A 13,990-nucleotide genomic window follows, 5' to 3' on the forward strand; every position below is an offset into this window, starting at 1 on the left:
CAATGCCATACCCGTTGACCGCCTCCCACCCGGCGTCGGCCAACGCGCGGTCCGCACCGCCGCCCGGCCACCGGAACCACCCGAACGGACGTCCGCACGAGGCCCGCCTCCCGGCCCCCGAACCGGACGCACCCGGCGGGGGTGCTGTCGCCCGTCGCCGGGGCGGCCGGTTCGGGCGCCGGGCCGTTCAGGCACCGGGCCGTTCAGGCGCCGGGCCGTTCGGGGCGGACGGTTCAGCAGGCGATCGGTGCGGAGCCCAGCGCCACGTCGTCGTACCAGAGGGTGTCCGCGCCGTTGCCGTAGGCCTCCCGGCCGAGGTACAGGGTGGTCGGCCGCGGTGCGGTGCTGCGGGTGAGCCACTGCTGGTCGATGTCCGCGGTGGGGATGCCGTCGTCGTGCAGGCCGGGCACCTGCTGGTCGTTGAGCCAGGTGTCCATGGACTGCTTGGTGGTGTCCACCGCGAAGCGGACGCAGCTCCACTGGTTCACCGGCAGCGGCCCGCTCTGCGCGACACCGGCCGGGCTCTGCGCGGGCAGCGTGGCGTCGTCGGACTCGCGGTTCCACTGCAGGGCGCCGTTCTGGCCGCCCAGGCGCGGTTGCTTGTTGCCGTCGTTGGCGTCCTGCATGGTGACCATGGCGATGTGGTCGGCCGGCAGCGCGGTGGTGTGGCGCACCCAGTACCGGCCGTAGGCCACGGGGCCGACGGCGGAGATGTTCTTCGTGGTGGCCGCGAACACGTGACTGCAGTAGCCCGCCTGGCCGTTGACCCGTAGCGAGCGGCTGCCGATGTGCGTGACCGAGCTGTCGACGGTGACCGTGCCGGCGCCGGAGCAGTCGGGGGCGGCGACCGTCCAGTCACCGGTCGGGCTGCTGCCGCTCTGGTCCTCGAAACCCGAGCAGACCACGGCCCCGGAGCAGCCGGCTCCGCCGCTCGACGTGGGCGACGGGCTCGGGCTGGGCGACGGCGACGCACTGCCCGAACCATCTTGGCAGGACGCCCCGTTGAAGGCGAAGTCGGTGGGCGCCGGGTCGCTGCCCGACCAGGTGCCCTGCACCCCGAACGCCATCGAACCGCCGCTGGGAACGCCCCCGTTGTAGCTCAGGCTGCTCGCCGTGACGGCCGTGCCGCTCTGGCCGACCTGCGCGTTCCACCCCGACGTCACCCGCTGCCCCGCGGCGAACGTCCAGGTCAGCTTCCAACTGCTCACCGCCGAGGCCGAGTTGGTGACCGACACCTGCTCGGTGAAGCCTCCGGTCCATTCGTTGGTCGTCCACGCGACCTGGCAGGCGGCGCTGCCCGCGCCGCCTGCGCTCCAGGCCGGGCGCCCACCGAACCCGATCGGCAGTCCGAGGACCACCGCGAGCGCGGCGAACACCGCCCCTCTCCCGGTCCGCGCTGCTGGACGGCACCTATCGGGAGGTTGCCGCCCGGTTGCCGACGAACGCGCAGATCACCGCCGACGGCGACGGACGGCTGCACTTTGCGGCGCTGGAGCCGGAGACCGAACCCGCGTCGCTGCTCGCGCTGCGGTCGGCGGTGAACGCGATGCCGACGAGCCGTCCTACCGTCGCCAGATCAAGGCTCAGGCCAACCTGCAAGAGGGCCGCGACCAAGACGTCGCCCGCCTCTCCCCGTTCGTCCGGCACCACGTCGACATGCTCGGTTCTCTCACCAGTCCTCCTGTGTTGCCGACCACCTTCGCCGGGGGGCAATGCGATGGGGCGGGGACCGGTGAACCGGTCCCCGCCCCATCGTGGAAGCGCTCTTGGAGAGAAGTCCCTGGCCGAGTCGTCGGCTCACTCCTCGGCGAGGACTGTACGGAAACCGGCGAGCAGCTTCTCGAGGTCATCAACCTTGTCGGCGAGATCGGCAAGCTTGGCATCCTTGGCCTTCTCGGCCTGCACCGCGTCCGAGGTGTTCAGCCGACGGAGAGCCGATTCGGCATCCGCCGTGCTGCTGCCGTTGCGGACCGCTGCGACGACGGCGCCCGCCTCGCTACCCACCTTGTAGAGGACGACGCTTTGGTGCTGGTTGTTGGGGAGGTCGAACGGAAGGTGGCCGACGCCGATGTCAGCGAGCTTGTTGTGAATGCTGGTGAGGACGCGGACACCGAGGCGGCCATAGCCGTCGATGTCACGAAGCGCCCACATGGCGACGCGGAGGACGCCTCCGTTGGCCTTGATGGCCTTGTCGAGCTCGGCCCAGGTGGAGAACTCAGGGGACTCGGGCTCAAAGTCGTCGGGGCTGGCCATGATTCCTCCAAGGGGCGACCGCAGTTTCGATACGACAATCCTAGGATAATTTCATGATGGCAGTCAAGAAAGTTTTTTCATGATCTAGCGTTTGCGCCAACCCTTCTTCCACCTCCCAACCTCACCAGCTACCGGAACAGTTGGCGATGCGTCAGTAGACAGGGCGCCCGCTCGGCGCTTGGGAGATGGCACGGATGTCGTCGAGGAGCTGGTCACGCTCCGCAGTGACACGGTCGAGCTCGACGGAACGCAGGGGGATGCCGTCCAGCAGCCGGTCGGCGGCAGCTCGGATGGCGTCCCGGTCGATGTGGGCGGTGGATGTCACGGCGTCACCGGCCGGGTCCGGTCGTGGTCAGCGACGAGTGCGGTGATCCGGGCCAGTTCGTAGCGCTCGCGTTCCTGGCGGGGACCGGGGCTGAGCGGGTCGTCCACGAGGTCCTCCAACTCGGCGATCCCCATTTGGGAGCACTCCCAAAGCTCAACGTAACCGCCCGCCCGGCAGGTGTAAACGGGCCGCTCAGGGCACCGAACCGGATCAAGTCCATTGCTTTCCTTCGCAGTTGAGATCCCGCACCGTTCGACCGGCGCTCGATCCGCACGCTCCCACGCTCGATTCGATTGTCCGGACCGTTGATTCGAGCGTCCGAATCCGGCATGGTGTCCCTCACAGCGTTCCGGGCTGCTGTTTCCGCAGCGGAGAGGTGCTTCATGGACGAGATCGACCGGGCCATTCTGCGGGAGCTCCAGGTGGACGGCCGGATCCCCTACGCCGAGCTGGGACCGAAGGTCGGGCTGTCGCCGTCCGCCGCCCGGCAGCGGATGCAGCGGCTGATCGACGCCAAGGCGGTGCAGGTGGTGGGGGTGACCGACCCGATGACCATGGGCCGCCAGTCGATGGCCCTGCTGGGCCTGCACGTCGACGGCGACCCCCGGGCGGTGGCCGACGAGCTGTCCCGGCACGACGAGGTCGTGTACGCGGTGCTGACCGCCGGAAGTTTCGACCTGTTCGTCGAGGTGGTGTGCGACCGCCCGAACGACCTGCTGGATTTCGTCAACGACGTGGTGCGCGCCGTCGAGGGCGTCGCCTCGGTCGAGAACTTCCCGTACTTCGCGATCCACACCCACCGCTTCCTCTGGCACGTGAACTAGCCCCTCCCCCTCCCTCTCCGATCCCGCACCACGCCGAGGACCTCGCCATGCCCCACCCCGAGCACCGCACCGTCGACTTCTTCGCCGAGGACGCGCTTCCCGTGCCGGTCGTCACCCCCGCCGAGGCCGAACTCCTCGCCGCCGAGCGGCTCGGCCTCCCCGGGCGCGCCGAGCCGCTGGGCAGCCAGCAGGACGCCAACTTCCTGCTGCGCGACGCCGACGGGGCCGCCCTCGCGGTCCTGAAGATCGCCAATCCGGCCTTCGGCGCGCTCGAGGTCGAGGCGCAGGACGCCGCCGCCGACCTGATATCGGCCGCCCACCCGGAGCTGCGGGTCGCCACCGTGCTGCACCACTCCGACGGCGCCCCGCGCCGCGCCGCGGTACAGGTCGGGGGCGCGGAGACCACGGCCCGGCTGCTGCGCCACCTGCCGGGCGGGGCGCTGTCCGGCCCCCGGCACCTGTCCGCGACGACCGTCGCCGCGATGGGCACGCTCGCCGGGAAGGTCAGCGCCACGCTGCGGTACTTCCGCCACCCCGGCCTGGACCGCGTCCTGCAGTGGGACCTGCGGCACGCCGACCGGGTGGTCGCCAGGCTCGCCGGGCACGTCGCCGAGCCCGAGCGGCGGGACGCCGTGCTGGCGGCGACCGCCGAGGCCTGGTCGCGCGTCGCGGCGCTCGCCGACGGCCTGCCGCTGCAGGCCGTGCACCTGGACCTCACCGACGACAACCTGATCCGCCGCCCCGGCAGCTGCCCGCCGCTGCCCGACGGGATCATCGACTTCGGTGATCTGACGACGAGTTGGGCGGTCGCCGAGCTCGCCGTGCAGCTCTCCTCGATGCTCCACCACGAAGGTTTCGAGCCCCACCGGGTACTGCCCGCCGTCCGGGCCTTCCACGCCGTCCGGCCGCTGTCCGCCGCCGAGGCCGGGGCGCTCTGGCCGCTCGTGGTGCTGCGCGCGGCCGTGCTGGTGGTCAGCGGGCGGCAACAGGCGGCGGTCGACGCCGACAACGCGTACGCCACGGCCGCGCTGGACCGCGAGTGGCGGGTGTTCGAGCAGGCCACCCGCCTGCCGTTGGCGGTGATGACCCAGCTGGTCGCCCACGCGACCGGCTTCGCCGCCGCCCCCGACCCGGTCGCTCCGCCCGCGCACCCCCTGCTGCGCGACGTCCCGGCCGGCGGATTCGCCGTCCTCGACCTGTCCACCGACGCCGACGCGATGGACGGCGGGGCCTGGTTGGAGGCCGGGGTCGAGGACCGGGCGGCGGCCGCCGCACTGGCCGGCGGCCCGGCGGCCGTCCGCACCCCGCACGGCGGCGTCCGCCTCTCCCGGACGCCCGCGCTGTCCGCCGTCTCCCCCGCCACCGTCGCCACCGGCGTCGACCTGTGGCTCGGCCCGGCCGCCGTCGCACAGGCCCCCGAGGCCGGCCGGGTGCTGTCCGCCGGGCCCGGAAGGCTCGAACTCACCTGCGGCGCACGGGTTTTGACGCTGTCGTTCGCCCCCGGGACGAGCCCGCTGGTGGCCGAAGGCGCGCAGCTCGACGCGGGCGCGGACCTGGTCCGCCTGCCGGCCGGCGCCACCGTCCGCCTCGCGCTGCGGGACGCCGACGCCCCGGACGTCCCGCCGCTGGTGCGCCCCGAGTACGCGGCGGGCTGGCTGCCGCTCACCGCCGACCCCGCCCCGCTGCTCGGCCTCACAGCCGACGCCCCGGCGAACGGGCCGGACGACCTGCTGGAGCGGCGCGGCGCGGTGTTCGCCACGGTGCAGGGGCACTACTACGACGCCCCGCCCCGGATCGAACGGGGCTGGCGCCACCACCTGCTGTCCACCGACGGCCGCGCCTACCTCGACATCGTCAACAACGTCACCCCGCTGGGCCACGCCCACCCCCGGGTGGAGCAGGCGGTGGCCCGTCAGCTGCGTCGGCTGAACACCAACTCCCGTTTCCACTACGCCTCGGTGGTGGAGTTCACCGAGCGCCTCGCCGCCCTGCTGCCCGACCCCCTCGACACGGTGTTCCTGGTCAACTCCGGTTCCGAGGCGGTCGATCTGGGCCTGCGCCTGGCCATCGGCGCCACCGGGCAGCCCGACGTGGTCGCGCTCCGCGAGGCCTACCACGGCTGGACGTACGCCTCCGACGCCGTCTCCACCTCCCTCCAGGACAACCCCAACGCCCTTGCCACCCGGCCGAGTTGGGTGCACACGGTGGACTCGCCGAACTCCTACCGGGGCCGCCGCCGCGGCGCGGACGCGGCCCGCTACGCTCCCGAGGCCGTCGCCGCGATCGACGCCCTGGCCGCCGCCGGCCGCCCGGCGGGCGCGTTCGTCAGCGAGACCTTCTACGGCAACGCGGGCGGGGTGGCGCTGCCGGACGGCTACCTCGCCGCGGTGTACGCGGCGGTCCGTCGGCACGGCGGCCTGGCCGTCGCCGACGAGGTGCAGGCGGGCTACGGCCGGCTCGGGCACTGGTTCTGGGGCTTCGAGCAGCAGCAGGTCGTGCCCGACATCGTCTGCGTCGCCAAGGCGATGGGCAACGGGCACCCGCTCGGCGCGGTCGTCACCACCAAGGAGATCGCCGACCGGTACCGCGAGCAGGGCTACTTCTTCTCCTCCACCGGCGGCAGCCCCGTCTCCAGCGTGGTCGGCCTGACGGTGCTGGACGCCCTGCGCGACGAGGACCTCCAGGGCAACGCCGTCCGCGTCGGCGGCCACCTGAAGGACCGGCTCCGGGCGCTCGCCGACCGGCACCGGATCGTCGGCGCGGTGCACGGCTCCGGCCTCTACCTCGGGCTCGAACTCGTCCGCGACCGGGGCACGTTGGAGCCCGCCGGCGAGGAGACCGCCGAGCTCTGCGACCGCATGCTCGACCTCGGCGTGGTCGTCCAGCCCACCGGCGACCACCTCAACATCCTGAAGATCAAGCCCCCGCTGTGCCTCGACACCGCCGCCGCGGACTTCTTCGCCGACACCCTCGACCTGGCCCTGACCCAGCTCGGCCACGCCCACTGACCCCCGCGGCCCTCCCCCACGGCTCTCCCCCGAGCCCTGCGGCCCCCGAACTCCCTGGAGCAGTGAAGATGTTGGACACGATCGTCGTCGGCGCGGGCATCGCCGGCCTCACCGCCGCCCGCCTGCTGCACGCCGCCGGACAGCGGGTGGTCGTCCTCGAAGCGCGCGACCGCGTCGGCGGCCGGATGTGGACGGACCGCACGGCCGGGTTCTCCGTCGACCGCGGCGCCTCCTGGATCCACGGCCTCACCGACAACCCGCTCACCGACATCGTCGCCGAACTCGGCCTGGAGACCGTCGAGTTCACCGTCGGCAGCTTCCAGGCCGGCGGCCGGCCGATCGCCGACCACGACGAGTCGCGCCGCCGCTTCGACCGGGCCGCCACCGCGCAGTGGCTCGCCGACGTCGAGACCGCCGACGCGCTCTTCCTCGACACCGTCGCCGACTCCGGCGACGACGAGAGCTACGCCGACGCCGCCGAACGCACCCTCGCCAGGACCGGCTGGGACGCCGAACGCGCCGACCGCGTCCGGGTGTTCTACCGGCACCGCACCGAGGAGCAGTGCGGCGCGGAGATCGAGCAGGTCGCCGCGCACGCCCTCGACGAGGACGCCATCGACGGCGACGAGGTGATCTTCCCCGGCGGCTACGACGCCATCCCGCGCGCCTTCGCGGAAGGCCTCGACATCCGCCTGCACACCACCGTGACCGCCGTCGACCGGTCCGCGTCCGGCGTCCGCGTCACCACCGACGGCGGCGAGTTCGAGGCCGCCAGGGCGATCGTCACCGTCCCGCTCGGCGTCCTGAAGGCCGGCGCGATCGCCTTCACCCCCGCGCTGCCCGACACCGTCGCGGGCCCGATCGCCCGCCTCGGCATGGGGGCCTTCAACAAGGTCTTCCTCCGCTTCCCCGAACGCTTCTGGCCCGACGACGTCTACGCGATCCGCCAGCACGGCCGCCCGAGCCTCCCCTGGCACTCCTGGTACGACGTCTCCGCGGTCAGCGGCCACCCGATGCTGCTCACCTTCGCCGGCGGCGACCTGGCCCGCGCGATCGAGCAGCAGAGCGACGAGGAGATCGTCGCCTCCGTCCTGGACGCCCTGCGCGGCATCCACGGCGACGCCGTCCCCGCCCCCGTCGCCCACTGGATCACCCGCTGGGCCTCCGACCCGCTCGCCCTCGGCTCCTACTCGTACGTCGCCACCGGCTCCTCCCACGCCGACCACGACGCCATGGCCACCCCCGTCGACGGCACCCTCCACTTCGCCGGCGAAGCCACCTACGGCCACGAACCCGCCACCGTCCACGGCGCCCTCCTCTCCGGCCACCGCGCCGCCGAACACATCCTCGGCGCCCCCGTCCCGCTGGCCGAGCTCACCCGCGGCCTGCACCCCGCCGGCTGACGGGGGCTCAGCGCTCGCGGGCGACGGACCAGGCCGGCAGGTGTTCGAAGAACGCCACCGCGTCCCGCCGCCAGTGCCCGTACCAGCCTGCGGCCCGCGCGGCGGCCTCCCGGGCGTGGCGGTCGGCGTCGGCCCGTACCGCGCGGTCGACGCCGTGGGCGCGGGCGGTGCGGCGGATCCGGTCGAGGTCCCGGTCGTCGCAGTCCGGGTCGCCGAGGACGGCCTCCAGTTCGGCGCGTCCGCGCTCGTCGGCGGCGGCCAGCAGGGCGTGCACGACGTAGTTCCGGCGGCCGGCCCGGATGTCCGTCCCGACGGGCTTGCCGAGCGTGTCCGGGTCGCCGAACAGGTCCAGCCAGTCGTCGTGGATCTGGTTGGCGATCCCCACCGCGCCGGCGTAGTCGCGCAACTCCTGCTCGTACGGGCCGGGTTCGGCGCCGGCGGCGAGCAGGCCGAGGCGCAGCGGCGCCAGCACCGAGTACCGGGTGGACTTGAACTCGGTGACGGTGTGCAGGAGTTCGGTGCCGGCGTCGGGGCGGAAGTCGCGTTCCAGGTCGAGGATCTGCCCGTTGACGGCGGCGGCCCCGGCGTCGGCCGTGACGGCGGCCATGGCGAGGGCCCGCTCCGGGGGCAGCGCGCCGGTGAGCAGGACCCGCACGGACAGGAACGCGGCCAGGTCCCCGGCGAGGACGGCGAGGGCGAGTGCGGTGTCGGGCCGCCCGGGGAAGCGGCTGCGGTAGGCGTAGTAGGTGGACGGGCCGCCCCGGCGCACGGGCGTGTCGTCGATGATGTCGTCGTGGATCAGCCCGTGCGTGTGCAGCAGTTCGATGCTGACGGCGGCGGCGTCCAGCCCGGGCACGGCCCGGTCGGTGACCAGGGCGGCGGCCTCGTGCAGCAGGGCCACCCGCAGTCGTTTGCCGCCGCGCAGGGAGAGTTCCCGCACCAGGGCGAGGGCGTCGGCGGGGTACGAGCCGTGCGGCGGCGCGGTCGGCGTCCCGCCGTCCGGGTCGGTCAGGGAGTCGAAGTACGCGGCGAAGCGGTGCTCGAACCGCTGCTGGTGGCCGGCCGCGCGGGACAGGGCGGCGTGGAGGACGTCGTTCACCGCACCAGGCTGTCACGGCCGCCGCCGGGGCCCGCACCGAGTACCGGTGCGGGCCCCGGGCGCTCGGTGCGGCGGGTTCGGGAGCTTGTCGAACCGGTGGAGTCTCCGGCGGAGTTCGATCAGCTGCTCGGGTCCTCCGCGCTCGCGGGCTCCGCCGCCGGCACCCGTCGCGGCCGTGAGCGCGAGACCGCCACGCCCGCCAGGCAGAGCACGCCGCCGCCGAGCGTCAGCAGCGCGGGCACCTCGCCGAGGAACAGCCAGGACATCAGGACGACCAGCGCGGGCACCGCGTACGAGGTCGCGGCCAGTCGGCTCGCGGTGGTCCGGGCCAGGGCGTAGGCCCAGGTGGTGAACGCGACGGCGGTCGGGAAGACGCCCAGGTAGACCATGTTGAGCGTGGCGGACAGCGGCGCGGCGGACGCGTCGTGGACCAGCTGCCCGGCGAACGGCAGGCAGGCGACCGTGCCGACGAAGCACGCGAACGTCGTCACCTGCAGCGCGCTCGCCGTCCGCAGCGCCGGCTTCTGCGAGACCACTCCGGAGGCGTAGGTGATCGCGGCGACCACGCACAGCGCGACGCCGAGTATGGACGAGCCGCCGCCGCCCGACATCGACAGCCCCACGGTCACGGCGCCCGCGAACGACACCGCCAGCCCCGCGAACAGCCGCGGCGGCATCGGGTCGCCCAGCAGCCGGACGCCCAGCAGCGCGATCAGCAGCGGCCCGACGTTGACGATCAACGCGGCGGTCCCGGCGTCGACCTGACGCTCACCCCAGTTCAGCACCACCATGTAGAGGCCGAACCAGAGCACCCCGGACACCAGGATGCCCCGCCACGCCGAGCGGGGCGGCAGCCCCTCCCGCCGCACCAGGCAGAACACCCCCAGCATCAGCGACCCGGCCAGCAGCCGTCCCAGCGCCAACGCGCCCGGCGAGTACGCCGCGCCCGCACTGCGGATCGACACGAAGGCGGAGGCCCACAGGATCACCGTGACCAGGGCCGCGCCCGCGGCCAGTCGGGGGGAAGGACGAGTGTTCATCATGCTCCTGAGGACGAGAAGGAAAAGCTTCGACGGACAACACTGCGAGTCTCCGAACCGGTACCGCCCCGACGCAACGTCTCGGCCGAGATCGTGCGACCGGACCGCTGCGGACGCCCAGCGCAATCTTCCGGCCAAATGTCTAGACCTCTGTAAAGAGCAGAGATCTGATGGGTAATCACATCACTACCCCCACAGTGATTTTGGAGACCTGCATGACCATTCGCGCGCGCTTCCGCCCCCTCGCGCTCACGGCACTCCTCGCCCTGGCCGCCACCGGATGCAGCTCCGGCTCGGGAGGCGGTTCCGACGCCGGCGGCACCTTGACGGTGTGGCTGGCCGTGGACGCCCAGGAGAGTTGGCCGGAATTGGTCCAGTCCACCAATGACCGGTTCGCCAAGGCCCACCCCGGGGTCAAGGTCGAGGTGCAGTACCAGCAGTGGACCACGAAGAACCAGAAGCTGGACGCCGTCCTCGCCGGGAAGAACGTGCCCGACGTGGTGGAGATGGGCAACAGCGAGACCACCAACTACATCGTCAACGGCGCGTTCTCCGCCCTCGACCCGGCCGGGTACGAGCAGTCGGACGCCTGGCTGCCGGCCCTCGCCGACGCCTGCCGCGCCAACGGGAAGACCTACTGCGTGCCGTACTACGTCGGGGCCCGGGTCGGCATCTACCGCACCGACTACTTGGCCGAGGCGGGCGTCACGGGCGCGCCGAAGACGTACCCGGAGCTGCTCTCCGCGCTGGACCGGCTGAAGGCCACGTACGGCGCCAAGGACCCGAACTTCTCCGCCCTGTACCTGCCGGGCCGGTACTGGTACGCGGCGATGGCGTTCGTGAAGGACGCGGGCGGCGAGATCGCGGTGAAGGACGGCGACCGCTGGAAGGCGTCGCTGTCCTCGCCGAAGTCCGTCGCCGGGCTGACCGAGTGGAAGCGGCTGATCGACACCTACTACGTCGGCGACCGCGCCAAGGACAACGGCGACCAGCCGGGCGTCGTCGCCCAGGGCCGGGTGGGCGTCTTCTACGGCAACACCTGGGAGGCCGACTCCGCCGCCGACCCGCTCTCCGGCGGCGACCCGAAGCTGAAGGACAAGTTCGCCACCTTCCCGTTCCCCGGCCCGTCCGGGAAGCTCCTGCCGCCGTTCCTCGGCGGCTCCACGCTGGCCGTGCCCGCCAAGTCGACGCGCAAGCAACTCGCCGCCGACTGGATCAAGTTGTTCACCGACCGGCAGTCGCAGCAGGCGCTGATCGCCGCCAACACCCTGCCCAACAACACCGCCCAGCTGGCCGAGGTCGCCGCCGGCGGCATCAACGGCCCGGCCGCCCAAGCCGCCGCCACCGGCGGCTGGATGACCCCGTTCGCGCCGGGCTGGACCTCGGTGGAGAAGTCCAACGTGCTGCCCGAGATGCTGGAGCGGATCGCCAACGGCAAGGCCTCGGTGCAGGACGCCACCGCGGAGGCCGACAAGCGGATCGACGAAGTGATCAATGAGCGCTGACCGGCGCGGGCGGCGTCGGCACCGCCTGCTGCCCTACCTGCTGATCGGCCCCACCGTCCTGGCGCTCGTCCTCGTCCTCGGCTACCCGCTGGTCGACATGGTCGTGCTCGCCTTCCAGGACATGACCCGCGAGCAGCTGTTCAGCGGCTCCTCGCCGCCGTGGGCCGGGCTGGACCAGTTCCGCAGGATCCTCGGCGACGGGTTCTTCTGGACGGTGGTGGCGCGCACGGTGGTCTTCACCGCCGTGTGCGTCGCCCTCACCGTGCTCTGCGGGCTGTTCACCGCGCAGCTGATGCACCGCGTCTCGCCCTGGGTGCGCGCCACCATCGCCGGGATGCTGGTCACCGTCTGGGCGATGCCCGTCATGGTCGCCTCGTCGATCTTCCGCTGGCTCTTCGACGCGGACTACGGCGTGGTGAACTGGCTGCTCTCCCGGCTGCCGGGGGTCGAGATGTCCCGCCACAACTGGTTCACCGACCCCTGGCAGGGCTTCGCCGTGATCGTCGCCGTCGTGGTGTGGGGCTCGCTGCCGTTCGCCGCCATCACTCTGCGGGCCGCCCTCGCCCAAGTCCCGCCCGAACTGGAGGAGTCGGCGGTCCTCGACGGGGCCCGGCCGTTCCAGATCATGCGGCACATCACGCTGCCGACGATCAGGCCGGTGCTCGTCATGGTCACCACGCTGTCGGCGATCTGGGACTTCGGGGTCTTCAACCAGGTCTGGATGATGCGCGGCGGCCAGCCCGAACGGGAGTACTACCTGCTGGGCGTCTACTCCTTCATCGAGTCCTTCGCCGTGAACCGGTACAGCGTCGGCGCCGCGATCGCCCTGGTGACGGTCGTACTGCTGCTCGCCGGATCGGTGGTCCACCTGCGTCAGATGTTCCGGACGGGAGAGGTCGAATGAGACGACGGCGCTCACTGGGCCACGACCTGCTGGGGCTGCTGGTCGCCGCGGTGATCGGCTTCCCGGTCTACTGGATGGTGCTCACGGCCTTCCGCCCGGCCACCGAAATCCTCAGCGTGCCACCGAAGTTCTGGCCCGGCCGACCCACCCTCGGCAACTTCTCCCGCGCCCTGCACAGCGAGACCTTCTGGGCGAACGTCCGCTCCAGCGCGGTCATCGGGCTCGGCACCGTCGTGCTGTCCCTGGCGGTCGGCGCGCTCGCCGCCTTCGCCCTGGCGCGGTTCCGCTTCGTCGGCCGGAAGGCCTTCGTGGTGGTGATCCTGATCGTCCAGACCGTCCCGCTGACCGCCCTGATCATCCCGCTCTACCTGCTCCTGAACGACGCCGGCATGACCGACAGCCTGGTCGGCGTCGTCCTCACCTACCTGGTCTTCACCCTGCCCTTCACGGTCTGGATGCTCCGCGGCTTCATCGCCGGCATCCCGGTCGAACTGGAGGAGGCCGCCATGATCGACGGCTGCACCCGACTCGGCGCCTTCCGCCGGGTGGTCCTCCCGCTGCTCGCCCCCGGCATCGTCGCCACCTCCGTGTTCGCCCTCGTCCAGGCCTGGAACGAGTACGTCCTCGTCTACATCCTGCTCTCCACCCCGACCAAACAGACCGTCAGCATCTGGCTGGTCTCCTTCCAGACCAGCTTCGGCACCGACTACGGCGGCCTGATGGCCGGCGCCACCCTGACCGCCCTCCCCGTCGTCCTGTTCTTCCTCGCCGTCCACCGCCGCCTCGCCTCCGGCCTCACCGCCGGCGCGATCAAGGGCTGACCGCCTCCCGGCGCAGGCGGCCCCCCGCGGGCTTCCCGCGCCGGACGCGGTTCCACGCCACGACGTCGAGGACCCGCAGCAGGGAGACGTCCTCCGGCGCCGCCGCGGCGATCGTCCGCCACTGCTCGGGCTGCGACTCCAGGTCCTCGGCCACGGCCTCGGCCAGGAGCGCGAAGAACTCCGTCCAACTCCGCCTGCGATCGGGCTTGATGGGGTGCTCGGCGGCGCTGCCCCGGTAGCAGGCGTCGATCCGGCTGTCGTACAGCGGCACGAACAGCGGACGCTTGCGGTGCAGGACCTTCATCAGGGTCGTCCCGCCGACCCCGGGCAGGCCGCCGGGGCGGTCGAGCACCCCGGTCAGCGCGGCCAGCAGCGGGCGGTGGCTGCCCTCCGCCACGGCCGCCTGCAGGGTGAGGTCCTCGGGGATGCGCGCGAGGCCTGCCTCCAGGGCGGGGCGCACCGCCCTGAGGTTGAACACCGCCCTGATCGTCGGGGCCGCGTTCAGCAGCAGCGGGGCGAGCAGGTCCCCGTCGTCGAGCCGGTCCGGACCGCTCCCGGTGTCCAGGCGGTCGTACACCGGGTAGGCGTACGGCTTTCCGCCGCTCGCCGCCGCGGCCGCGGTGTTGGCCTCCTCGTCGAAGTAGGCGCCGACCCACCGCGTGGCCTCGGCGACCGTGGCCCGACGTCCGCCGACCTTGACCTCCACATCCGCCCCCTCCCGACCGGCGGCCCTCCGGCCGCCTCGGTCTCCCCGGTATTGTCCGCCCCCGGGCCGGGAGTTCTCGACGAGGTCCCCGGGTCTCCCGCA

The 13,990-nt window shown here is 72.5% G+C and carries 14 protein-coding genes; 6 read left to right on the plus strand and 8 right to left on the minus strand.

From position 1 onward, the window contains the following. Positions 1-233: 233 nt before the first annotated feature. From AMK19_RS17920 to AMK19_RS36025, 5 genes are all read right to left on the minus strand, one after another. Complete coding sequence (locus tag AMK19_RS17920; protein ID WP_073812841.1) at positions 234-1,376, minus strand: cellulose-binding domain-containing protein; 1,143 nt, start codon at positions 1,374-1,376, stop codon at positions 234-236. Between the two features lie 34 nt (positions 1,377-1,410). Continuing rightward, the gene (locus tag AMK19_RS35260; protein WP_073812842.1) at positions 1,411-1,650 is read right to left on the minus strand and encodes a hypothetical protein; all 240 of its coding nucleotides are present in this window, start codon (positions 1,648-1,650) and stop codon (positions 1,411-1,413) included. Positions 1,651-1,797: 147 nt separating this feature from the next. After that, a complete protein-coding gene (locus AMK19_RS35265; RefSeq protein WP_073812844.1) occupies positions 1,798-2,253 on the minus strand; it encodes a hypothetical protein in 456 nt (151 codons plus the stop codon). A 151-nt stretch (positions 2,254-2,404) separates the two neighbouring features. After that, positions 2,405-2,578 carry a hypothetical protein gene (locus AMK19_RS36020; RefSeq protein WP_158071919.1) on the minus strand — a complete coding sequence of 58 codons (174 nt, stop codon included), beginning with the start codon at positions 2,576-2,578 and terminating at the stop codon, positions 2,405-2,407. Continuing rightward, entirely contained in the window at positions 2,575-2,712 is a 138-nt protein-coding gene (locus tag AMK19_RS36025) for a hypothetical protein (protein ID WP_158071920.1), read from the minus strand. The genes AMK19_RS36020 and AMK19_RS36025 overlap by 4 nt, the downstream gene beginning before the upstream one ends. Before the next feature lie 249 nt (positions 2,713-2,961). Here AMK19_RS36025 and AMK19_RS17935 point away from each other — a divergent pair, with 249 nt between their 5' ends. The 3 genes from AMK19_RS17935 to AMK19_RS17945 all read left to right on the plus strand — a co-directional run bounded on the left by AMK19_RS17935 (position 2,962) and on the right by AMK19_RS17945 (position 7,813). Then, positions 2,962-3,402 carry an Lrp/AsnC family transcriptional regulator gene (locus AMK19_RS17935; RefSeq protein ID WP_073812845.1) on the plus strand — a complete coding sequence of 147 codons (441 nt, stop codon included), beginning with the start codon at positions 2,962-2,964 and terminating at the stop codon, positions 3,400-3,402. A 47-nt stretch (positions 3,403-3,449) separates the two neighbouring features. Continuing rightward, a complete protein-coding gene (locus AMK19_RS17940) occupies positions 3,450-6,410 on the plus strand; it encodes an aminotransferase (protein ID WP_073812847.1) in 2,961 nt (986 codons plus the stop codon). Between the two features lie 68 nt (positions 6,411-6,478). Continuing rightward, complete coding sequence (locus AMK19_RS17945; protein WP_073813066.1) at positions 6,479-7,813, plus strand: flavin monoamine oxidase family protein; 1,335 nt, start codon at positions 6,479-6,481, stop codon at positions 7,811-7,813. Between the two features lie 7 nt (positions 7,814-7,820). On the opposite strand, the gene AMK19_RS17950 is transcribed toward AMK19_RS17945, so the two are convergent. Further along, the gene (locus AMK19_RS17950; RefSeq protein WP_073812848.1) at positions 7,821-8,912 is read right to left on the minus strand and encodes a polyprenyl synthetase family protein; all 1,092 of its coding nucleotides are present in this window, start codon (positions 8,910-8,912) and stop codon (positions 7,821-7,823) included. 119 nt (positions 8,913-9,031) lie between these two features. Further along, a complete protein-coding gene (locus AMK19_RS17955; RefSeq protein WP_073812850.1) occupies positions 9,032-9,952 on the minus strand; it encodes a DMT family transporter in 921 nt (306 codons plus the stop codon). A 215-nt stretch (positions 9,953-10,167) separates the two neighbouring features. Between AMK19_RS17955 and AMK19_RS17960 the strand changes: the two genes are divergently transcribed. Genes AMK19_RS17960 through AMK19_RS17970 form a run of 3 tightly spaced genes read left to right on the plus strand, consistent with a single transcriptional unit; the run spans position 10,168 to position 13,182 of the window. Next, positions 10,168-11,457 (plus strand): extracellular solute-binding protein, encoded by a 1,290-nt coding sequence (locus AMK19_RS17960; protein WP_073812851.1) that lies wholly within the window; start codon positions 10,168-10,170, stop codon positions 11,455-11,457. After that, positions 11,447-12,361, plus strand: a complete 915-nt coding sequence (locus AMK19_RS17965) for a carbohydrate ABC transporter permease (RefSeq protein ID WP_073812853.1) — start codon at positions 11,447-11,449, stop codon at positions 12,359-12,361. The genes AMK19_RS17960 and AMK19_RS17965 overlap by 11 nt, the downstream gene beginning before the upstream one ends. Beyond that, entirely contained in the window at positions 12,358-13,182 is an 825-nt protein-coding gene (locus AMK19_RS17970; RefSeq protein ID WP_073812854.1) for a carbohydrate ABC transporter permease, read from the plus strand. The genes AMK19_RS17965 and AMK19_RS17970 overlap by 4 nt, the downstream gene beginning before the upstream one ends. Here AMK19_RS17970 and AMK19_RS17975 read toward each other — a convergent pair. Beyond that, positions 13,172-13,888 (minus strand): DUF6308 family protein, encoded by a 717-nt coding sequence (locus AMK19_RS17975; RefSeq protein ID WP_073812856.1) that lies wholly within the window; start codon positions 13,886-13,888, stop codon positions 13,172-13,174. The genes AMK19_RS17970 and AMK19_RS17975 overlap by 11 nt on opposite strands. Positions 13,889-13,990: the final 102 nt, after the last annotated feature.

The organism is Kitasatospora sp. CB01950 (assembly GCF_001905465.1).
GTDB lineage: Bacteria > Actinomycetota > Actinomycetes > Streptomycetales > Streptomycetaceae > Kitasatospora.

What these genes read in the sequence shown, in the direction of transcription:
- AMK19_RS35265 (WP_073812844.1), bottom strand. Translation starts at nt 2,253, where the DNA reads ATGGCCAGCCCCGACGACTTTGAGCCCGAGTCCCCTGAGTTCTCCACC.
- AMK19_RS36025 (WP_158071920.1), bottom strand. Translation starts at nt 2,712, where the DNA reads ATGGGGATCGCCGAGTTGGAGGACCTCGTGGACGACCCGCTCAGCCCC.
- AMK19_RS17935 (WP_073812845.1), top strand. Translation starts at nt 2,962, where the DNA reads ATGGACGAGATCGACCGGGCCATTCTGCGGGAGCTCCAGGTGGACGGC.
- AMK19_RS17940 (WP_073812847.1), top strand. Translation starts at nt 3,450, where the DNA reads ATGCCCCACCCCGAGCACCGCACCGTCGACTTCTTCGCCGAGGACGCG.
- AMK19_RS17945 (WP_073813066.1), top strand. Translation starts at nt 6,479, where the DNA reads ATGTTGGACACGATCGTCGTCGGCGCGGGCATCGCCGGCCTCACCGCC.
- AMK19_RS17955 (WP_073812850.1), bottom strand. Translation starts at nt 9,952, where the DNA reads ATGAACACTCGTCCTTCCCCCCGACTGGCCGCGGGCGCGGCCCTGGTC.
- AMK19_RS17960 (WP_073812851.1), top strand. Translation starts at nt 10,168, where the DNA reads ATGACCATTCGCGCGCGCTTCCGCCCCCTCGCGCTCACGGCACTCCTC.
- AMK19_RS17965 (WP_073812853.1), top strand. Translation starts at nt 11,447, where the DNA reads ATGAGCGCTGACCGGCGCGGGCGGCGTCGGCACCGCCTGCTGCCCTAC.
- AMK19_RS17970 (WP_073812854.1), top strand. Translation starts at nt 12,358, where the DNA reads ATGAGACGACGGCGCTCACTGGGCCACGACCTGCTGGGGCTGCTGGTC.